This is a genomic window from Paludibaculum fermentans, from assembly GCF_051172195.1.
GTDB lineage: Bacteria > Acidobacteriota > Terriglobia > Bryobacterales > Bryobacteraceae > Paludibaculum > Paludibaculum fermentans_A.
The window spans coordinates 5716581-5738031 of the sequence record NZ_JBPJAQ010000001.1; the positions used below are offsets into that span (position 1 = coordinate 5716581).

Annotated in this window: 12 protein-coding genes; 10 read left to right on the top strand and 2 right to left on the bottom strand. The window is 62.4% G+C overall.

The annotated features are described in order from the left end of the window. Nucleotides 1-584 precede the first annotated feature (584 nt). Complete coding sequence (locus ACR9Y2_RS22915; RefSeq protein WP_435043985.1) at nucleotides 585-1292, top strand: hypothetical protein; 708 nt, start codon at nucleotides 585-587, stop codon at nucleotides 1290-1292. Between the two features lie 681 nt (nucleotides 1293-1973). On the opposite strand, the gene ACR9Y2_RS22920 is transcribed toward ACR9Y2_RS22915, so the two are convergent. Beyond that, a complete protein-coding gene (locus ACR9Y2_RS22920) occupies nucleotides 1974-3212 on the bottom strand; it encodes a transporter (protein ID WP_435043986.1) in 1239 nt (412 codons plus the stop codon). 335 nt (nucleotides 3213-3547) lie between these two features. Further along, on the bottom strand, nucleotides 3548-11089 hold the full coding sequence (locus ACR9Y2_RS22925; RefSeq protein ID WP_435043987.1) for a protein kinase domain-containing protein: 7542 nt from the start codon (nucleotides 11087-11089) through the stop codon (nucleotides 3548-3550). 734 nt (nucleotides 11090-11823) lie between these two features. On the opposite strand from ACR9Y2_RS22925, the gene ACR9Y2_RS22930 reads away from it, so the two are divergent. From ACR9Y2_RS22930 to ACR9Y2_RS22970, 9 genes are all read left to right on the top strand, one after another. Continuing rightward, a complete protein-coding gene (locus ACR9Y2_RS22930) occupies nucleotides 11824-12372 on the top strand; it encodes a BON domain-containing protein (RefSeq protein ID WP_435043988.1) in 549 nt (182 codons plus the stop codon). Between the two features lie 60 nt (nucleotides 12373-12432). Further along, complete coding sequence (locus ACR9Y2_RS22935; RefSeq protein WP_435043989.1) at nucleotides 12433-12606, top strand: hypothetical protein; 174 nt, start codon at nucleotides 12433-12435, stop codon at nucleotides 12604-12606. A gap of 88 nt (nucleotides 12607-12694) precedes the next feature. Further along, the gene (locus tag ACR9Y2_RS22940; protein WP_435043990.1) at nucleotides 12695-14449 is read left to right on the top strand and encodes an MOSC domain-containing protein; all 1755 of its coding nucleotides are present in this window, start codon (nucleotides 12695-12697) and stop codon (nucleotides 14447-14449) included. A gap of 293 nt (nucleotides 14450-14742) precedes the next feature. Further along, entirely contained in the window at nucleotides 14743-17697 is a 2955-nt protein-coding gene (gene fdhF / locus ACR9Y2_RS22945; protein WP_435043991.1) for a formate dehydrogenase subunit alpha, read from the top strand. Nucleotides 17698-17700: 3 nt separating this feature from the next. Next, nucleotides 17701-18147: a DUF1641 domain-containing protein gene (locus ACR9Y2_RS22950; protein WP_435043992.1), complete on the top strand. Its 447-nt coding sequence runs from the start codon at nucleotides 17701-17703 to the stop codon at nucleotides 18145-18147. Between the two features lie 2 nt (nucleotides 18148-18149). Continuing rightward, a complete protein-coding gene (fdhD, locus tag ACR9Y2_RS22955; protein ID WP_435043993.1) occupies nucleotides 18150-18953 on the top strand; it encodes a formate dehydrogenase accessory sulfurtransferase FdhD in 804 nt (267 codons plus the stop codon). Next, a complete protein-coding gene (locus ACR9Y2_RS22960; protein WP_435043994.1) occupies nucleotides 18950-19336 on the top strand; it encodes a DUF7009 family protein in 387 nt (128 codons plus the stop codon). Before fdhD ends, ACR9Y2_RS22960 begins: the two co-directional genes overlap by 4 nt. A gap of 11 nt (nucleotides 19337-19347) precedes the next feature. Continuing rightward, the gene (locus tag ACR9Y2_RS22965; protein ID WP_435043995.1) at nucleotides 19348-19962 is read left to right on the top strand and encodes a DinB family protein; all 615 of its coding nucleotides are present in this window, start codon (nucleotides 19348-19350) and stop codon (nucleotides 19960-19962) included. Nucleotides 19963-20030: 68 nt separating this feature from the next. Beyond that, nucleotides 20031-21449, top strand: coding sequence for a hypothetical protein (locus ACR9Y2_RS22970; protein ID WP_435043996.1), 1419 nt, complete (start codon nucleotides 20031-20033; stop codon nucleotides 21447-21449). Nucleotides 21450-21451: the final 2 nt, after the last annotated feature.

Sequence of the window (21451 nt, forward strand, 5' to 3'; positions counted from 1 at the left end):
GGCGACAGCCTGACCCGTCCCAGCTCAATCGACGCGAATCCGCCCTCCCATTGGGGCTCTTCACCCAGAGGAACGACAATTTCGCTCGACTCGTTCATCCTGTTCAGCGCCATCTCCAGATGCCATGCCCGAAACGGCCACGCCAGCCAGCCCAGACTGCCAAACCTGCGCCAAATCACACGAAAAATACGCAACAGTAGGCAATGAGTGGGAGCAAAACCCCGTCGGGACGGGTGCGACTGTCCCCAAGTCCAAGCCAAGCATTCCCAGCGCTCCACACCGCCGCCCCAAATCAGAATCCGTCATCGGAATCGCCTCAAACCACGCGCCAGGGAGCGACTAGCCCGGTACGTCTCCCACCGGGTCCCACCCACACATCCACCCACCAGAACCCACGCGCTCCACCCACTTCTCCCCTAATTCCCACATTAAGCTTTGTTGAGTCACAGGCGCCGAAAATCTATATTTCCTTTCAATTCAACACCCGCCTCTCCAAACAGCCATTTTCGCTTGACCCCACCAGCTACAGTGGAATCGCGCCGGCACCTACGCCGGCATTTCTCATTTACAAGGAGATTTTAGTTATGGCGACCGCAGCTCAGATCAACGCCAACCAGGCCAATGCGAAACGTTCCACCGGCCCCGTCACTATTGACGGCAAGGCCCGCGCCGCCCAGAACGCCCGCAGCCACGGCTTCACCGCCCAGAACCTCAACATCACGCCCGAGGACCGTGCTCAATTCCAAGCCCTCGAAGCCGCCCTCCGCCTCGATACCCGTCCCGCGAATTGCATCGAGGAAGAGATCTTCCATCGCATCCTCACCCATACCTGGAACCTCCGCCGCATCGAATCGTTCGAGTGCCTCATCCTTGCCGAAACGGACCCATTGGCCGAAACCAACACCCACGCCGGCGAACTCGAGCGCTACGCCCGCTACCGCCGGGACCTCGAACGCGGCCTCTACCGCGCCATCAAAGAGCTGAGCAAACTCCAAACCGAGCGCGCCGCCCTCGGCCAGCAGCACCCCGATGTCGTCAAAGGCATCCGCGAGAACGTCCCCCTGGCCGAAGTCACCCGCCTGACCAAAAACACCGAGGAACTCTTCTTCTATGAAGGCTACGGCCGCCCCCGCCGGGCCCTCGAGCACCTCACCACCGGAAACGATACCAACCACCCCGATAACCAGGACCCGCTGGCCGATCTCCAGCCGATCCGCGTTTCACGAAACGAAGCCAACAACCCCAGCGGGGCCGGACAGCCGAACCAAAACTACAAGGTCTCCGGCATCTAGACACCACACGCCCAGACCTACACGCGCGTCGACGAAACGAAGCCTTTGACGGCCCCTGGCCCCGTTCGCGCCCAAGCCGGAGCTACCTCCGGTACTGCTCTTTGACAATTGAATCTACAACTCATCGGGGGCAATCCGATCCACCTCGGCCGTCCGCTGCCCAATCCATCTCCTCGTTAGGTCCGATCCGGGCAGGTCTGCCGGATCGCGAGCGTCGCGAGGCAGGCCGGAACCGCCGGTCCTGACCCCACGGCAACTCGTAGCTTGGGTGACCAGACACCTGCAATACGCACTGGCCGTTCCGGCGCTCGTGGAGCAGGGAAGAGCCCATCGAGTCGTGTTACACGCCTGGATCCCGATTTTCTACGTTAAGGTTGCGTCACGCAGCCCCGGCGACAGCGCACTGTGTCAAAACTGCGCCGCAACTCGACCCGTTGATTCCGATGGGGTTACCTGGAGCGAGGAAGCAGATTCCCCAAGTTGCTGTAAATATTGGGATTCAGGCGCAGGCATTGGAGCCATTGGAAGTGGCTCTCGTCCCTTCCAGGAATCACCCGTGGCGGGGGGGCGGCCTCCGCTGTACGCAATGGAGCGCCAAGCGGCGGAGCTTCCGTCGGCGGAGCGTCTGAAACTACTGCCCGAGAACCCGGTTCCGGTAGTGACGCAGTTGCCGGAGAAGCTTTAGAAGGTGTACGACCCGCCAAACATCGGCACCACAGTGCTACGCAGGCCACTATCGTTCATCTTGAAGATCAGATTCGCGGTCAGCACGAAACTGGCGAACGGGTTCAGTTTAAAACCCAGGGAACCATTGTTCAGATTGAAGCTGCGGTTCGCCAGGGCGATGTTGTTGAATGTCTTCGCGCTATTCTCCGGGTGGGCGGTGGAGACAGCCGTCGTGAATGTGGTTCTGACCACTCCGGTGGCATCGATGACACGCTGTCCCAGGAAGTCGAAAGTAATTGTCAGGGGCTTGGCAACTGAGAATTCTGTCCCGACCGAGTAGAAAAACTGATTTGGAAGATGGGCCTTCACATTGCTCGTGACGTCTCCGGCGAGAACGGAATCGCCGTTCCACTGATAGCCGATATTGACGTGAGGCGCGAAGCGGCCGGTGTGGAGTGAGGCGGCGACGAACGGCTTGAACCCAGCCGCGCCGGACCCCAGAAAGTTCTTTTCGTCTCCGGTGGGGGCGCGAACGTCCGCGGCCACGGCGACCCCGGCCTTTGCGTTCTTCCAGACATTGCCCTTCAATCGAAATGTCACGTCGCCCAGGCCGGTGGAGGATCCGCGGCCAGTGAAGGTCTTGTTGATGCTGCCAGTCGGATCAGCGGAGTCAAAGTAGTGAGCTTCCCCGAACTGGGCGTTGGGTCCGGCGATGCGGCGGATCGTGGCGTTCGACTTCACGTCCAGCGACACATCCATCAGTGGAATGGCTACCGAGAGGTCAATGCGGTTAGTCAGGCCTACCGCGCCAAAAAGAGTGAATTGGTTGACTTTGAAATTAATGTCATTGTCGGTGGTAATAACGTCATTCTCGTATTCTGGCTCGGGCGTTATGTTCTCGGCATGCGTGTGGGTGAAAACGGCTGGCAGGCTGTCGAGACTAACCCCATCGACGCTGCTGAAATTGAAGCGCTGGTAGGCGAACGATAGAAAGAACTTGCCCCGGCCGAGTGTCTCCGCGCGTTCCGTCAGAATGGGGCCCAGGCTCTGGGCTGAGCGAGTGTAGACGCCTGCGGTCCTGTCGAAGGTATACGTAAATCCGGAGGCTGGGGAGGCCAACGGCAACAAAGTAAGTTGCGTGGCCAGCGCGCCGCCCAAAGGGGTGAAGCTCGACTGGAACGAACTCACAAAGTGCGCCTGATGGAAGGCGTTCGGAAGCACCAGCCCCTGCGACCCGTACAGATTGGGTATCACGCAGGCAAGCTTGCTGCTGCTCGCGCAAGCGGTGCCGGCGGTTGTTTGCCCCAAGGCAGACCCCACCCCCGCGCAAGTCAGAAGGTACAACCCAATTGAATAGCTGGTTCTCACTCTTGGACGCTCCTTCCGAGGCATTGCAACTGCTTGATTCCGGCGACAATCAGTCAGTACGCACACGTCTCCTCATGCAATCCAGTGCGGCGTACCGGTTCGATCCGTGATTCATTCCAGTTTGGTCAAGTTTGTAGAAATTGTAATCGTAGCCTGCGCCGGCTGCAAGGGTAATCTTGGTACCAAGTGCTACAAACTAGGATTCTTGTCCACAAGATTCCCTATTGAATGGACGAGATGGACCAGGCATCACCCTGCTTGACGAAGGTGATTGTGACCCGGTCCCGCGCAGCCGGCGGTGCGCCGTCCTTGTATCTCTGGGTCATAGTTCTGCCGCAGACAACCGAAGCCTTGGACCCTGAGATGACCGGCGCCGACTCCGGCTGCAACTGCAAATCGATCGAAACCGCGTTTTTAAATGCGGTTTTGAGAAGAGCTAGCGACTGGCTCGGAATCGATGGCCAGAGGGCACGAACCTGGTCGGCATTCTTCGCGGCGAATGCGGCAGAGTAGCGGCTCACCAGGGCCAGAATGGCCTGCTCGTCGGCTTTCGACTGTGAGGCGCCGGCGAACTTGGCCAGTTCTTCCCTGGCCTGCTGAGAGTTGGCGCCCCTCGGGTGCTTTTGCAGAAACGACTCCAAATCCGCTTTGTTCGACTTATTCAGGTTGTCCCACTCGATCTTCTCCATCGCGCGGGCAGCTTCCGCGGCAAAACGGCCGTTCGGGTACTTCTTCTGGAAAGCATCCAATGCGGCCACGTCCCTGGTGCTGCTCAGACCCGCCCATTCCACCTGTTCGATCCTGTGTCCCGCCTCCTCGGCATGCGGGCCATTCGGAAATTTCCTCCGGAACTCCTCAAGCGCGGACGTGTCGCGGCTGTTTTGCAGGGAGCCCCATTCCTGGGCCTCCACAGCGCGCGGATCGGCCGGCTTCGGAGCTTCAACGGGCGGAGGAGTAGGCGCGGCCTTGCGGATCTCCTGCATCTGGGTCTGCTCCGGCCCGAAGCGCACAGTCGAGCCTGGATCGAAGCGGCTGGCGATCTGCCTGGGCGTGAAACCGTCCTTCCGCAAATCGATCGTGTGCTCACCAGATGGCAGCCGGCCCGAATAGCGGCCATCGGCGCCCGCAAGTCCGTGTGGCCGGCCATCCACCAGGACCTCCGCGTTCGGAGCCAGTCCCGCCAGTTCCAGAGTCGCCTCCCGCGGCGTCAGCCGGAACGAGAGGCGGCGCACCTCGCCACGGTGCAGTTCTACGGACTGTTGCCCACTCGTGTCGTAACCCGGCTTCTCAACTCGAACCGTATACGATTTGGATTCCAACGGAAGCTGCAGGAGTCCGCGGCTGGTGTAGCGGCGCGAGCCCACCACGACCTCGACTTCGCCTTCATTCGTCTCGACAACCAGGGTGCCGACGTCGCGGTTGGCAGTCAGGAAGAGATTCATTGAGGGAGCGTCATGCGTCATCAGAACCAGCGGACTGCCATTGCCGACCTTCAACTCATGCGTTCCGGCTCGCAGATTCGCCACTTCCAGCGCGGGTGACTTCATCACGCCCGACGGTTTCCCATCCACCGTGACCGGCTGACCGGCGCAGTTGCACAGCAGCCGGATTTTGCCCGCAAAGCTGGCGACGGCGACGGTCTTGAGTTCGTTCGAGTTGATGAGATTGGCGAGCCCGGGCATGGCATCGGGGCGAATCTCGAAGGATAGCGAGGCATTCCCATCGGGACCGGAGATCTTCAGGGTGTGCTTGCCGGGCGCGGCTTCAGTCAGGCGGAATTGCCCGTTCTCAAGCTTGCCCGCCGGGCGATTGTCGACCTGCACTGTGGCTTCCGCCAGATTGGTGGCCAGTTCGAGGATGGGCGGCGGAGGCTCCGGAGTGGCCGCCTGTTTCGGACCTCCGGCTGCGCTGCCTTCAGTGGCCGTCTCTTTCCTCGGATGGGACATGCGCCGGATCGCGACAGTTCCACCGATCAGGGCAACTACAACCACCGCCGCCGCCGCCCAGCGAGGAATGCCGGCGATGAGCGACGCCTTTGCCGGCTCGGATCGGGGGGCCTCTTCCACGCCGGCAGACACCGCGGCCGCCAGGGGCATGGGCTGCTTGGGTGTGGCAGGCGCGGGCGGCCCGCTCAATGGTGGTGAGGGAGCGGCCTTCGGAGGCTCGAATCCCTGTAGAGCGGCCTGGATCTGGGCGATGGCCGCCTCGGTCAACGATTTGAATTCACGATCGGCGGAGAAGGGCGCCGCCAGTAGCCGGACCTCCTCGAGGCGCGCCTGCAGCTTGCCGGGCTCCCGGACGTTGGCGGCTGTTTGCCCCAGCTTGCTCACTTTCGCCGCGGCCGCCTCACGTTCCTTCTGCCGGCGCTTTTCGGCGGCAAGTTCAGCCAGCGACGCCAGGCTGGGCTCGTTGGGGAACTGAGCGCGGCTGCGCGCCAGGGCTTCCAGTGCTTCCTCGAAGCGGCCCTTGTCGATCAGCGTCTTGGCGGCCTTCTCCGCCTTTCGAAGTTCCTCGGCTCGTTTGTGCTGCTCCAGTTCCGCGGAGGCCTCCTGCCTGACGGCGGCCAACCGCGGATCCGGCCCTAATTCCTTGACTGCCCGCTCGATGCGTTTGAGTGCGTCGGTGAAACTCTGCTTCTGACGTAACCGGTTAGCCTCGTCAATCGCGGCGCCGATAGCCTGGCTGAGCTCCTGCGCATGCCGGGCGGCCGTTGCTCGCTGCAGGAGTTCCGTGAGCGAGAGTTCGCCGGGAAACTCGCGCAGCCCTGCTTCCAGCGCTCGTATGGCGCCGGCGAAGTCCCCTCCATCCGTGAGAGTCCGGGCCTCGCGGCGGATCTTTTCGAGAGTGGCGGCCTGCTCCGCCTCGCGAATCTTGGACAATGCTTCGGCCAGCAAAGCAGCGACTTCCGCATCCTTGCCTTCCTCGCGGACAAACGCCTCCAGCGCCTGCCTTGCCAGAATCAGTTGCCCCGCCGCGATGGAAGATCGCGCCTGCGAGAGAGTCGTCTGCCGCCTATGTTCCCTGCGCTGCGCCTCAATCCTGGCCGCGATATCTTCGCGTTTGGCTTGCAGTGCCGGATCTTTCCCGACGGTCTGCCGCGCCTGGTCGATCCGCATCAACGCATCGGCGAACCGGCCCGCGCCGCAATACTCATCGGCCTCGCGGATGGCTGTGGCGATGGCCTCGGCCCGTTCGAGAGCCCGTTTCTGCTCTGCAAGCTGCACTTCGGCCGACCGCAGCAGCGCTTCCAGTTCCTTGTTGGCGGGAAAGCGTTGCAGCGCATTCCTCAAGTCCCGCGCCGCGCTGCTCCCGTCTCCTGCCTTCAATCGCGCTTCCGCTTCCCGGGCGGCCGCGGCGATCTCCGCAAGCTGCCGGCGGTTCTCGACCTCGCCTTCGACGATGCGCTGCAACTCAACCAGCAACGGCTGCCGTCCCAGTTCCTTCAGCCCCCGGTTCGCGCGGCGCAGGGCGTCCTCCAGCTTGTCCTGGCTGCGGAGGTCCTTCACGTCCTGCACCACTACCTGGATCGACTGCTGCAGCTCGGCGGCAGCCTGCGCCGCCGCGGCCTTCTGAAGCAGCGCCTCCATCTCGCCGTTGCGTGTGTGCGAGCGCAGGCCGTCTCGCAGTATCCGCTGAGCCTCGGCGAAATTCCCCTTGCCCATCTCCTGCCCGGCGCCGGCGAGAATCCTGCTGATCTCCGCCTGCTTCCTCTGGACCTCGAGGCTTGCCGTGGCACTCTGGCGCAACTGGGCCAGAGCGGGGACGTCGGGATAGCGTGCCGTCACACCAGCAAGAACCCGGATGGCTCCTTCGAATTCACCTTTCGCGATCAAGGATCGGGCCTCGGCCTCACCATCCGCGATGGTTTTGTCGCGGCGCAGGCGTTCGGCCTCCATTCCCAGGTCGGCGGCCATCTCTGTGACAGCTGGATGCTCGCCCCAGCGCTGGGTCCAGGCTTCGAGCTGCGATTGGGCTTCCTCATGGCGCCCCTGCGCGCGCAGCGTTCGCGCCTTTTCCAGAGCTTGCTCCAATTCCTGATTGCGCCGGTGGCCCTGCTGCGCCTCGAAGAGCAGTTTCGTCAGCGTGGCTTCGCCCGGATAGACCTTGTCGGCTTGGCCCAGAATCTGGGCAGCGCCCATGAAATCGCCCCGCCGGATCAAGCCCTGGGCCTCGGCCTCCACCGCGCGGACAGCTTCGTTCCTTTGTTGTAGCTTGAGCCCGTCCGAGAGTTCCCCTTCCAGACGTCGGAGCCGCGGGTCGGAGCTGTACTCCTTCGGCAGGGATCGCAGGAAGTCCAGGCCTTCCGAGTACCGTTCCGATTGCCGCAATTCGCCGGCCTTCGCAACCGCCTTCTCGAGCTCCCGGTTTCTCCCTTGCGCGGCCTTGTCAGCGCGTAACGCGGCCAGGCGGGCCGCAATCTGCTCCTCGCCAGGAAACGACTGGACTCCAGCTTCCAGGCTCCGTATCGCGGCGTCCAGGTCGTTGGCCTGCACCAGCGCGTTCACCTTGCCCAGCAATTGATCCAGTCTGGCCCGCTGCTGTGCCGCCGCGCGGGCTTTCGCGAGAAGCGCCTCCAACTCGGGCTCACCGGGGTATTCAGAGCAGTTCTGCTCCAGCCGGGCGACCGCCGTCGCGGCTTGCCCGCCGGCCAGCAATCGTTCCGCCTCTCCCACGGCCGCCCTCACGGCCGCCGACTTCTTCTGCTGTGCCTTCTCCGCTGCCAGTTGGGCCCGGATGCTCAGGAGTTCCGATTCCTGGGGATGTGCGCGGAGAGCATCCCCCACCATCTGGAGCGCCTGATCCAATGAACCCCTGCCGCGTAATGCCGCGGCCTCCTGCAACGCGCGGGCGACCTCCTGACTCTTCCGCCGGGCCTCCTGCGAGTCGCACACGGCTTTGTGGGTCTCCCTCAAAACCGCCGCGTCGGGATACAACTGGATCGCCTGATTCAGCAGTTGGATCGCCTCGGAATAGTTCTCCCGCGCGGCAAGGCCGGTGGCCTGTGCGCGAATCTTTTCCACCTCCGCCGCCCGCTGCGCGATCTGGAGCCGCTGCCTGGCGGTGGCCATGAGCGGCAGGATTTGCGAGTCGCCGGGAAACCGCGCCAGCGCTCCCTCCAGCGTCGCGATGGCCTCGCTCACACGGTCCTCACCCAGTTGCCGCTGTGCCTCCTCCACCGCCTGACGAACGGCCTGGTCCCGCTGATGCTTCGCCCAGGCAGCTTCGATCTTTGCGCGCAAATCCCCCAGCCGGGCCGCCTCGGGATGCTCGGCGAGGGCCTCGCGAGTCACATCGAGCGCTTCCTCGAAGAATCCACGGCGAAACAGGGATTCTGCTTTGGCCAGCTCTCTTTCCAGCGCCTGCTCGCGCTCCCATGCTCGCTTCGCCGCTGCCGTCTCCGCGAGTAACGACCGGATCGCCTCGCCGCGCTCCGGGAAGTCGCGCGCCCCTTGCTCCAACAGAGAAAGCGCCTGGTCAAAATTAGAGGCACTTGTGAGTTCGCGCAGACGCAGGCGCATGCGTTCGAATGCTTCTGTCTGTTGCAGCGCCTGTATTGACTGCTCGGCCTCTTCGAGCAGGGAGAGCAGCAGCGGTTCGCCGGGGAATCGCACAATGCCATGCCGGAGGAGCGGAATCGCCTTCCCCGGTCGTCCGCCCTTCATGTAGGACCGCGCGTCCTCCTCAATGCCCCGGATCGCCTGCGTTCTGCGCTGCTGGGAGAGGGCCGCTTCCGCGTCCCGGCGCAGTTGGAGCAGCGACTCCTCGCCCGCGAACTTGTTCAGTGAGGAGTCGATCAACTGCAAGGCCTCTGCGAGCATCTGCTTCTCAATGAGTTCCTGGCATCCCTGCACTGCCTCGCTGACGGCCGCTTTCCGCTTGTAGGCAGCCCAGGCCGCGATAGTCACGTGTAGCGTTTCCAATAGCAGGTTCTCGCCCGGGTACTGCCGGAGTCCCTCCTCCAGCCGTTCGATGGCTTGCGCGTACTGCCCTCCTTCGCGCAAGTCCACCGCATCACGTGCCGTGGCGGCCAGGAAATCCGCCTTTTGCTTCAAACGCAATTCATCGCGAATGAAGCCCAGCAGCCCTACAACTTCACGATGGTCCGGGAACTCCCTCGCCAGCCCCTCCGCCAGAACCAACGCCTCTTCCAGGCGATTCTCGCGAAGCATCTGGCGGGTAGCATCGAGATACTGCTGCAATCGCTGGCGATTCAGTTGCTCCTTCTTTAGAACCTGTGCCCGTTCCATCGCGGAAGCGACCTCAGGAGAGCCTGGGAACTTCGCCGACAGCTCGGTCAGAGCGGCGATTGCCTCATCGATGGATTGCATCAGAAACATCGCCTGCACGCGGCTCAGCTCGGCTTTCAGGCGCTGCGCACGGTCCCGCTCTTGCATTTGCAGGCGAATTTCGTCCAGCAGTAGCATCGCCTCGGGATTCTCGGGGTCGCTTTCGGCGGCCTCCGAAGCGTGCTTGAAGGCGCCAGTGAGGTCGTTGTGCTCCAGGCCTTTCCTGGCGTTGGTGAGCAGTTCGGCGGCTCGGCGGCTCTGCTCCAGCAGCGAACGGGCCTGCTCTACCAACGCAATCAATTGGCTGTTGGAGGGATCCAGGGCCAGGGCGTTCTCGAACCACCGGACCGCGTCCTGGAAGCGCCTGCTTTGTAGCTCTGCGTGCCCCTTCGACCGCAGTGCGTCAACCTCTTGCTTCAGCGCCTGCCGTCTGATGGCCTCCCGGACGTTCTCCCGCAGACGCCGCGCGCTTCGGTTTCCGGGATCGAGTTCCAGCACCTTTTTGAGGATCTTCGATGCGGCATTGAATTCGCCGCTGACAAAGTGCCCCTGCGCCTCGGACAACAGCGAAACTGCCTCTTCATATTGCAGTTCCATCATGATCGGCTCCGCGTCCAGCCTGAATTCTTCAATGGACTGGTAGCGCAGCGAACGGTCCTTCGCCATCGCCCGGTGGACAATCTCCGCCAGGGCGGGCGGCCACTCGGACGAGTACTCTTTGAGGTTCCTGGGCTCCTGATTCATGATGGAAGCCATCACCGCTGGAGCCGTCGGACCCGAAAAGGGATGAATTCCGGTCAGTAACTCGTAGTAGATCACCCCATAGGCGAATATGTCGCAAAGTCCGTCTGTCTCGGCGCCCAGAAACTGCTCCGGCGACATATAGGGGATGCTGCCCACCAGGTACCCCTGCTGGGTCAACCGGGTTCCCTCACCATCCACCAGGCGGGCAATCCCGAAATCCATGATCTTTACCGTCAAGTCCGGCAGCAGCATGATGTTAGCCGGCTTCACGTCCCGATGCAGCACGCCATTTGCATGCGCGCAGTGCAGACCCTCCGCCACCTGCGACATGACGTGCATCTTCTGCAGCAAGGTCAGCGAACGTTTGCGGTGGATAGCTTCGTTGAGATCCTCTCCTTCCAATAGCTCCATCACGATGTAAGCCATGCCGCGGTCTTCGCCGAAATCGTGGATCGTAACGATGTTCTTGTGATGGAGATTGCCGGCAGCGGACGCTTCGTTGCGAAACCTCGCCAGCATGGCGGCATCGGCGCTCTCGGTCAGGACTTTGATCGCGACTGGACGCGAGACCACCGGATCGAAGGCACGGTAAACCCGCCCGAACCCGCCTCTGCCAAGCTCAGCCGCGATCTCATACTTGCCGATGCGTTCGATCGTCTCCCCCCAGAGTGCGGCGAGTCCGGTCCCAGAATAGGCTATACAAATCGCTGCCGCCCAGGAGCGATTTTTCACCAACTATATCATTGCAGAGGTGGTTGCCATCAGTCCCGCCAGTTTCGGAGCCGGGTAGCTGTCCCCTTAACGAGAAAACCTGGATCCCTGGGCGTACCTATGCAACGTGCTGGGCGCATCGCGGAACATCCGATCCGAAATGTGGACAAAGCGTTTGGAATAAGGTGGATGACGACACTCAGGGGCCGCGCTCCAGCCAGATTGAGCAGCGTTGCCCGCCGCATCCCAGCCAGGCCAGCGGAGGGCCGCCTTTCGCGTGTGGACCGCGGGCTGGGCTAAAACTTGCCATTCGGCAATAAATGCAGAGCAAGATGTGCACTTTGCCGGTCATTTTTGGGCGCGCGCACCCCCTCACCGGACCAGCCGCCGGCTCCGGTGAGCCTTGGCGGGGTGGGTTCCAAGAGCGGCGGCATTGGCACCAGTCTACGGGCCAGCCCTCCGTTGGACTTAACATTCCGAGGTTGCACTCGCGGAGTTCGGCGCGCACCTGCGAACATGACGCGAAACGATCAGGCGCCCTTTCCTTCGTGAAGGATATCGTCTTTCCAGGGAGAGTGGACCCAGCGTGCACCAGCTCGAAAACGCCGTGTTTTCCTGCATTCTGCGCCTATTCCCCCATCCCATGACTTTGCGCCGGAGCCGCAGAACCACTGCCTGTGGCCCGGACGGCGCAGGATGGCCCTGAGCGTGCTTCCTACAGCAGTGTCGGACTTTAACAAAGCAAAGGAAAACCTATGAAGACTCTCGGCTCGTCCTCACTCATTCTCGCCCTGGCCTTCGCAGGCGCGATGGCAGGTTGCTCCCCTCAAACCACGAAGTCTGTAGACGTCACCGACAGTGTCCGAGCCTCGCTGGATCAGGCCGGCTACAAGGACGTTTCCGTGAAACAGGACAGGGAGAAGGGTGTCGTTACCCTCAGTGGCCATGTCGCACAGGAAGCCGATAAGGCACAGGCGGAAGTCCTGGCGAAATCTCTTGCAGCCGGACAGGTTGTCGCCAATCAGATCGCGGTCCTGCCGCCTGGCGGCGAAAGCGAAGCCAAGACGATCAACTCCGACCTCGACAAAGCCATTGAAAAGAATCTCCACGCAGTCCTTGTGCAAGCCAGGCTTGAGGAGAAGGTGAAGTACTCTGTCAAGAATGGCGTAGTCACTCTCAGCGGTTCGGTGGATTCACAGGCAAGGCGCGCTCATGCGCAGAATCTGGCTGCCGCGGTGGTCAACGTTCAACAGGTCGTCAACGAGTTGCAGGTGAAGGGGCAGAAGGCCTCGTCGTCCATGTGACGCTGGACTCAGCGCAGCCCGGGCCACGCAATCACGTGTGGCAGAAATGAGGATCGGCCTATGTCGTTTGCGATCTATATGCTGGGCTTTCTGATCATGATCGGAGGGCTCATCTACGGCGCCGTCCTACTGCATGTCGCTCCGCATTGGATAGCAGTCGGTGGCCTGATCCTCCTTGGGCTGGCGATCCTAAAGGGAGTCCGATCCACACGTGGAAAAGACCCCTCCAACTAGCCGGATCCTCCCGGCTGCTGCACAGGCCGGAGACAGAACCATCAAGTGCCCGGCAAAATTGCAGATATATTGCAAATAGGGGCACCTGATGGCACGGCTCATCTCAGTCAATGTCGGGCTTCCACGTGACGTCGAATGGAGAGGCGAGCAGGTCCATACCGCCATATGGAAGCAGCCCGTGGAGGGCCGGATCGCGGCGCGCCGCCTGAACCTGGAAGGGGATGGGCAAGGCGATCTCGCCGGGCATGGAGGCGAACATCGGGCCGTAATGGTGTACCAATTGGCGTCTTATCGCTATTGGGAAGCCCAACTCGGCCGGAACGATTTTTCTTTCGGGCAATTCGGCGAGAACTTCACCGTGGATGGCTTGGCGGACGATGAAGTCTGCATCGGGGATCGATACCGCATCGGCAGCGCGGTCTTCGAGGTGACACAGCCCCGCGTCACCTGCTTTCGCGTGGGCATCCGAATGGCTGAGCCGGCAATGGCCGCGCTGCTGGTATCGCATCATCGGCCTGGCTTCTACTTCCGCGTGCTGGAAGAGGGCGAGGTTGGGGCCGGTGACGAGATCACGAAAGTGGCGGATGGCGTTGAACAGATCACCGTAGCCAGCATGGACGCCCTGTTGTATCTGCCTAACCCCTCCCGGGCATTGCTCGAGCGTGCCTTGCGGATCCCGGCACTCAGCCAGGGCTGGAAGACGTCCTTTGCAGCGCTGCTGCAGCCGGACGCGCCGGTGGACGGAAATCCCGGACTCAAGGCCACTGGCGGGCCGCCGCCCGCATGGCCTGGCTTCCGGCCCATGCAGGTCACCCGGTTGGAGCGTGAAACCGCCGCTGTGACGTCTTTGTACCTGGAACAGCAGGATGGTGCTCCCTTGCCTGCCGCCCTGCCCGGACAGTTTCTGGTGCTGCGCTTGCGAACCACTCCTGATGGGCCAATGCTGCTGAGGAACTACTCCATCTCAGGCATGCCCGACGCAAAAAACTACCGGCTGAGCGTCAAACGTGAAGTGAACGGTATTGTCAGCGCGTACATTCATGACCAGCTTCACGCGGGCGACACCCTGGAATCCAGTGCGCCCCGGGGCGCCTTCACCCTGAAATCGGGCGATGCGCCAGTCGTCCTCCTGAGTGCCGGCATCGGCGCAACTCCCGTACTCGCCATGTTGCATTTCCTAGCCAACACCGCCTCCCGCAGGGCGGTCTGGTGGATCTATGGAGCGCGCAATGGGGCACAGCATCCGTTCGCGAAAGAATCCCGGGCACTTCTGCAGGCACTAATCAATGGCCGCAGCCAGATTGTGTACAGCCAGCCGGGCCCCGGGGACGGACTCGGGGTCGACTACGACTCGGCCGGGCACATGGACACGGCGCTGCTCGACCGGATCGGGGTCCCCCGCCAGGCTGAGTTTTATCTTTGCGGCCCCTCGTCCTTCCTGCGCGACCTGGCCGAAGGCCTGAGGAAATGGGGCGCCGATCCGGCACGAATTCATGCAGAGGTCTTTGGACCCGAGGCGTCGATCACCCCGGGCATCACACGAACTGCGCGCCCTCCGGCGCATCCTCCGTCCGGACAGCCCGGCAGCGGTCCGCAGGTGTCGTTTACCCGCAGCGGTCTCACCGTGCCGTGGGATTCACGGTTTTCCAGTCTGCTGGAATTCGCCGAGGCGTGCGATGTTCCCGTACAGTGGGCGTGCCGTAGCGGAGTCTGCCATACCTGTGAATGCGCCTTGATCGGCGGCAGTGTTCTGTACCAGCCGGATCCGCTGCAACCGCCAGCCACCGGCAACGTGCTGATCTGCTGTTCGAAGCCGGCCGGTGACATGGAACTCGATCTCTGAGTCGCAGGCCAGCCCGTCTGATGGCCCCTGCCTTCTCCTCCACCCAGCGTCGAACTCCCGACAATTTGACCCGACGTCGACACATCCGTTCCGTCCCGGGTAGCCAAATATAAGAAATTAAAGAGAATATTGTGGGCGGTTTGTGGCCCTCAAGATGCTTTCTTTCATGGCAACGCGGCGAGACGCGTTGTGTTTCATGAAAGGACCGCTCCGATGCTCCTGAATCCATCCGGCAACGGCGAGTTCCGCCCCACTCCCGTCACTATGGGCGCTTGCGCTCTGAGGTCATCCACGTGCCATCAATCCTGATCAACTCCGCGCGCCACAACGTGCAAGAGGGCGAGCGCCTGGTTGAGGTGATTGACCGCGCCGGTATCCCTCTGCCCCAGGTCTGCTTTCATCCCCAACTGGGCGATATCCAGACCTGCGACACCTGCCTGGTGGAACTGGACGGCAAACTGGTGCGGGCGTGTGGCACGAAGGTATCTGACGGCATGTCGGTGGAGGTCTTCACGCCGCGTGCGAAGGCTGCGCGCACCGAAGCCTTCGATCACATTCTGTCGAACCACCTGCTCTACTGCACGGTTTGCGACAACAACAACGGCAACTGTCAGATCCATAACACCGCTAAGATGATGGCGGTCGAGCACCAGGCTTTGCCCTTCCGCGCCAAGCCCTACGGGATCGACGACTCGAACCCCTTCTACCGCTATGATCCCGATCAGTGCGTCCTCTGCGGGCGCTGCGTCGAGGCCTGCCAGAATCTCCAGGTGAACGAGACGCTCTCCATCAACTGGGAGAGCCCCGACCCGCGCGTGGTTTGGGACGGAGGCGTCGCCATCGGTGAGTCGAGCTGCGTCTCCTGCGGTCACTGCGTATCGGTATGCCCGTGCAATGCGCTGATGGAGAAATCCATGCTGCAGCACGCCGGCTTCTTCACCCGCATTCCCAAAAAGGCGCTGGACTCCATGATTGAGGCGGTGAAGGGTGTGGAGCCGGAGACCGGCTATAGCCCGGTCCTTGCCTTGTCCGAGGCCGAGGCGGCGATGCGGGCCACGCGGATCCGCCGCACCAAGACCGTGTGCACCTACTGCGGTGTCGGCTGCAGTTTCGACATCTGGACCAAGGATCGTCACATCCTGAAAGTCGCCCCCGCCAAAGGCCCGGCCAACGGAGTCTCCACCTGCGTCAAGGGCAAGTTCGCCTGGGATTTCGTGAATAATCAGGACCGGCTGACCACTCCACTCATTCGGGAAGGAGACCGCTTCCGCGAAGCAGGTTGGGATGAGGCACTGGACCTGATTGCCCGAAAGTTCACTGAGATCAAGGGCAGGGACGGCGCCGACGCCCTGGGCTTCATCGCTTCCTCCAAGTGCACCAACGAAGAGAGCTATCTGATGCAGAAGCTGGCCCGGGCGGTGATCGGCACCAACAATGTCGACAATTGCTCACGTTATTGCCAGGCGCCGGCCACCACCGGCCTATTCCGCACCGTCGGCTACGGTGGGGACTCCGGCTCGATCTCCGACATCGAGAAGGCTGACCTGGTCATCATCATCGGCAGCAACACGGCGGAGAGCCATCCTGTGCTCGCCACGCGCGTCAAGCGAGCGCATAAGCTGCATGGCCAGAAGCTGATTGTGTCGGACCTGCGGGAACACGAAATGGCCCGCCGCGCTGACATCTACCTCCACGCGAGACCCGGCACGGACCTCGTTTGGCTTTCCGCCATGAGCCGCTATCTGCTCGACAACGGACTCGCCGCTACCGACTTCCTAGACCGCTGGGTCAACAACCTCCCCGAGTATCGCAAGAGCCTCGAGCCGTTCACCCTGCAGTTCGCTGCCGAGACTTGCGGACTTTCCATCGAAACCCTGGAGCGCGTGGCACGGACCATCGCGGATTCCAAGGCGGTGTGCATCCTGTGGGCGATGGGCGTCACCCAGCACACCAACGGGTCCGACACCTCCACCGCCATCTCGAACCTGCTGCTGGTCAGCGGCAACTACATGCGGCCCGGCACAGGCGCCTACCCACTGCGCGGACACAACAATGTGCAAGGCGCCAGCGACCTCGGCTCCATGCCCAACTTCCTGCCCGGCTATCAACCGGTCAGCGATCCCGAGGTGCGCCGGCGCTTCGAGGAGAAGTGGAAAGTCCCACTCCCCAACACCAAGGGTCTGGACAACCACGAAATGGTGGACGCCATCCACGACGGCAAGCTCAAGGCCCTTTACCTGTTCGGCGAAGAGATGAGCATCGTCGATTCGAACGCGAATCATGTGGGCGCCGCCTTCGAAAAGCTGGAGTTCTTTGTCGTTCAAGACGTCTTCTTCGGTGTTACCTGCAGGTTCGCCGACGTGGTCCTGCCCGCGGCCCCCAGCCTGGAGAAGGAGGGTACGTTCACCAGCACGGAGAGACGCATTCAGCGCCTGTATCAGGTCTTCGAGCCCTTGGAAGGAAGCCGGCCCGACTGGCAGATCCTGCAACTGGTAGCCAACCGCCTCGGCGCGGCGTGGAACTATCGGCATCCCTCCGCGGTCATGGACGAGATCGCTGCCCTGACGCCTCTCTTTGCGGGCGTGAATTACGATCGCCTGGAGGGGTATCGGTCCCTGCAGTGGCCCGTCGCGGCCGACGGCACAGACCAGCCGCTGCTCTACACGCGCGGTTTTGCCCACCCCGATGGCAAAGCGCGATTGTTCCCCATTAGCCTCACCGTCCTCTCGGAGAGTCCTGATCAGGACTACGACCTCCACCTGAACAATGGACGGCTGCTGGAGCACTTCCACGAAGGCAACCTGACCTATCGCAGCCCGGGCATCGCCGCCAGGACGCCCGACACATTCATAGAGATCTCGCCAGACCTGGCCAGCGAACGCGGTATTCAATCCGGCAGCCTGGTGCAACTGGTGTCCCGCCGCGGCAAGCTGCGAGCGCGCGCATTGGTTACCAACCGTGTGCACGGCAAGGAACTCTACATGCCGATGAATTCAACGGAAAGCCCGGTGAACGTCCTCACCAGCAGCTTCACAGACACAGTCACCCACACACCCGCCTACAAGGAGACCGCTGTCCATATGCAGGTCATCGACCCGAATGGCGAAAGTCCGTTGCCGAAGAACAACCCCCGTTTCGGAAAGCCCACGCCACAGCGCGGTGTCGAAGTGGAGCGAAAATGGCGCCGCAAGGACTACAAGTTCCCAGGCAACGGCCTGGTTCAAATCAGCAAAGGAAGTGAGGAATAGACCATGGCGCAAGCGATAGCATTTGAGCCGCAGCCGAAGGATGCCTCCGCGCGGGAGGTGCTGACGCAGGGCACTCCGCGGCCACACACGGATGCGCTTCTGTCGGCCTATGACCTGCTGCAGGTGTTGCACGAGCGCGGCGTGTTGGACATGGTCCGGGGGCTGGTTGGCGCACGCGATGAGGTGACGGGGATTCTGGCCTCCGCCGTGTGCAGCCCGGAATCCATTCGCGGTATCCGGAACTTCCTGCTCCTCACCAAATTTTTCGCGGGAATCCCACCGGAGGTCCTGCAAAGCCTGGTCCAAACCGTCAATGCCGGAGCGGAACGCGAGAAGTCGCAAGAGGCCCCCGGACTGGGTGCGCTCCTCCTGCGGCTGCGCAATAAGGACAGCAGGCACGCCGTGGCCGTCATGCTGGACCTGCTGGAAGCAGTCGGCAAAGGACTCTGAGGATGCCATCCACTGTCAGGGTTCCCATCGACAAGCTGGTGCAGGGTGGACACCTGGAGCGGCGGGACGACTCGCTTGCCGTAGAGGAGCCGCTGGAAATCCGCGTCGGCGGCAAAAGCCTCTCTGTCACCATGCGCACACCGGGGAATGATTATGAACTGGCGGCGGGCTTCCTCTTCTCGGAAGGCATCGTCCGCCACGCCGGCGACATCGCTTCCATCACCCGGCTTCCGGATGGCAATCCAAACATCGTCCAGGTTGTGCTGGCCCGCGACGCCGCAGCCAAGCCGCTCTCCGTCCAGCGCGCCTTCGTCATGACCTCTGCCTGTGGACTCTGCGGCAAGGCCTCGCTCGCCGCACTGGAGTCCAACCGCTGTCCCGCCCTTCCTCCACCCTCCATCGTCTTCGATGCCAGGGTTCTGCATGGTTTGCCGGCGGCGCTACGAGCCCGGCAGAGCGTCTTTGAAGACACCGGCGGCCTGCATGCGGCCGCGCTATTCGATGCCACCGGCCGCCTGGAGTCTCTTCACGAGGATGTCGGACGCCACAACGCCGTCGACAAGCTGATCGGCCACGCCCTGCTGCACGGGCGGACGCCCGCGGCCAATTCCATGGTTCTCGTCAGCGGGCGGGCCAGCTATGAGTTGGTGCAGAAATGCCTGATGGGGGGCGTGCCATTGCTCGCCGCTGTGGGCGCACCCTCCAGCCTGGCCGTCTCCACTGCGGCTAAGTCCGGCATGACTCTTGTCGGCTTCCTGCGGGACAGCCGCTTCAACGTCTACAGCGAGCCAGGGAGGCTTCAATGAAACTCCGCATACAGGACAGCTCCCTTCGATTCCGGCTGACGCAGAAAGAAGTGTCGCAACTGCGGGACTGCGGCTGGGTGGAAGCGGAGGTTCCCTTCGATCCCAGGCGGCCGTTCCGCTACTCCATATTCACTTCCGAGAATGTGCAGGACCTTGTGATCGACTACTCCCCCGATTCCATTCGAGTCGTGCTGCCTCCCTCGGTGGTGAACGACTGGGCCAACAGCGACCAGGTCTCCATCGCCGGCCGAGGCCGCATTCAGGTGTTGGTGGAGAAGGATTTCCAGTGTTTGCACGGACCGGACCGTTGGGATCCTGACGCCTGGCCGAATCCCCTGCTGAATTCCAGCCCATCTGACCTGGTAGTGGAGCCGCGGACATAAATGAGGGTGATATGAGATACGCGTTTCTCATCGAGACCTATGCCTCCGAGCGCGTCAAGGTAATCAGCGCGTGGAGCATGTTCCAGGACGGCGACTTGCCGGTCCGTCCGCATCCCAGCGATAGACGAGGCCGCAGCATTCACGAACAGATGGTTCATCAGTGCGTCAGCGAAGACCTCTGGTTCCGCACAATGCTGGGCATTGAAGTCTGTGCGTCCCCCTTGCCGAAGGAAGAGACGCGCCTGGAGTTCATGCGCCAGTACGAGGGGGACAGCGCCAGGCGGCTGGCCATCCTGCGCGAGAAAGATGAGGCGTGGTGGGAAGGCGAAACCACCTTCTTTGACGTGCGCCGTTCGCGGGCCTGGGTCATGACCCGCCGCATGACGCACACGTCCCATCACCGCGGGCAGCAGTTGGCCATGCTGCGCATGCTGAATCGCGATGAGCACAGCAACTACGGCCCCACCGCGGATACTGGCGGCCTCATGCAGAACAAGGCGCCCACCATCTACCCCTACTCCAGTCTCGAAGCGCTCTTCGAGGGCGAGCGCGCGGGGGGTCGCAAGCACATCCTGCCCGGGCCCGGTCCCAAGCCGGTGACTGAGCGGCCCGATGCAGCGGGGTGACCGCCGCATAGGCACTTTGAAAGCGAAGCCGTCCCGTTGGTCCTAGTGGATTGGGAGAGACAGCACTCATGCTCAAAAATCAGATTGCCGGAGTTGTGCTCGTGCTGTGCGCGCTGACCTGCCAGGCGCAATCACCAGCCGATGAACTCGCCCGGGTCCTGCGCGACAAGCAGGTCATCACGTCCGCCGAATTCGACCGTGTCATCGGCGCCGGAGCCAATGGAGTGCAGCAGCTAGCCGCCATCCTGCGTGACAAGGGCATCATCAGTGCAACCGATGCCGCCGGCCTGCATGCTGCTCCCGCCGTTGCACCGGCACCCATCAGCACCGCCGCGGCCGCAGCCCCAAAGGCCGAGGCTGCGCCGTCGCCGAAACTGAAATTCAACGGCACCCTGTTGTTCAATGCCTACTTTAATTCCGCGGGCACGAACAACGCGGACTTTCCGGGCTTCGCCACCCCGCGTACGGCGGGACCCCAGGAGAACTTTGGCGCCACCGCCCGCCAGACGCGCCTGGGCCTCTCCATCTCAGATCTAAAAGCCGGAAACGCCAAACTCAGCGCCGTGGTTGAAGCTGATTTCTTCGGCGGAGATCCCGCCCTCGCCAACGGCGTCAACATGGATATCCTGCGCCTGCGGTTAGCCTACGGGCGGCTCCAGTGGGATCGTTTCGCGATCCAGGCCGGGCAGGATTGGAGCATCTTTGCTCCCTTGAACCCAACCTCCTTCGCTGAGTTTTCCATCCCCGAATTCTCCGGCTCCGGCAACCTCTGGATCCGTACTCCACAGATTCGGGCTGAGTGGAACGGCAAGTTCGCACACGATCGGACGCTCCTCTGGCAGGTGGCCGCGGTGAATCCGGATATCGGCGATAACCTCGCTGCCTACTCCACCGTGCGCCAGCCGCGGGCCGGGGAACTGGGGCGCCTGCCGGCCGTCGAGACGCGCCTTGCCTTATCCTCGCCCGTCCTGGACCGTACGGCTACCCTCGGCTTCAGCGGACACTGGGGCACGGCTAAGAACACAGCCGTCACGAACGGCATTGCCGCGACACGCGACTTTCAAAGCTGGGGCGCAGCCGTCGACTACAACCTGCCCCTCGGCCGCTTTGTCACCCTGTCCGGCGAGGCCTTCGCCGGCCGTGCCCTCGGCATCTTCAGCGGCGGTATCGGGCAGACCGTCCTGCCCATCGGACAACCGGGTGATCGCGGCGTGGGCACACGCGGCGGCTGGGCGCAGGTCTCCCTCCAGTTGAGCCGCAGATGGCAAAGCAATACAGCCTACGGCATCGATGCCCCCGAGATCGGCAACGTGCCCGGAGGCGGCCGGTCCAAGAACCAGAGCTATATGAGCAACATCATCTTTCACCTGTCTCCTAATGTCGCCTTCGCACTGGAGTGGCACCGCTTCCTGACGAACTATCGCAATCAGCCAGCCAGCAACAACATCGGCGATCACTTCAACCTGGGCGCAGCCTATACCTTCTAGCC

Coding starts and splice junctions, on each gene's coding strand:
- fdhD (WP_435043993.1), top strand. CDS start 18,150: ATGCCATCCACTGTCAGGGTTCCCATCGACAAGCTGGTGCAGGGTGGA.
- ACR9Y2_RS22970 (WP_435043996.1), top strand. CDS start 20,031: ATGCTCAAAAATCAGATTGCCGGAGTTGTGCTCGTGCTGTGCGCGCTG.
- ACR9Y2_RS22940 (WP_435043990.1), top strand. CDS start 12,695: ATGGCACGGCTCATCTCAGTCAATGTCGGGCTTCCACGTGACGTCGAA.
- ACR9Y2_RS22930 (WP_435043988.1), top strand. CDS start 11,824: ATGAAGACTCTCGGCTCGTCCTCACTCATTCTCGCCCTGGCCTTCGCA.
- ACR9Y2_RS22960 (WP_435043994.1), top strand. CDS start 18,950: ATGAAACTCCGCATACAGGACAGCTCCCTTCGATTCCGGCTGACGCAG.
- ACR9Y2_RS22935 (WP_435043989.1), top strand. CDS start 12,433: ATGTCGTTTGCGATCTATATGCTGGGCTTTCTGATCATGATCGGAGGG.
- ACR9Y2_RS22950 (WP_435043992.1), top strand. CDS start 17,701: ATGGCGCAAGCGATAGCATTTGAGCCGCAGCCGAAGGATGCCTCCGCG.
- ACR9Y2_RS22965 (WP_435043995.1), top strand. CDS start 19,348: ATGAGATACGCGTTTCTCATCGAGACCTATGCCTCCGAGCGCGTCAAG.
- ACR9Y2_RS22915 (WP_435043985.1), top strand. CDS start 585: ATGGCGACCGCAGCTCAGATCAACGCCAACCAGGCCAATGCGAAACGT.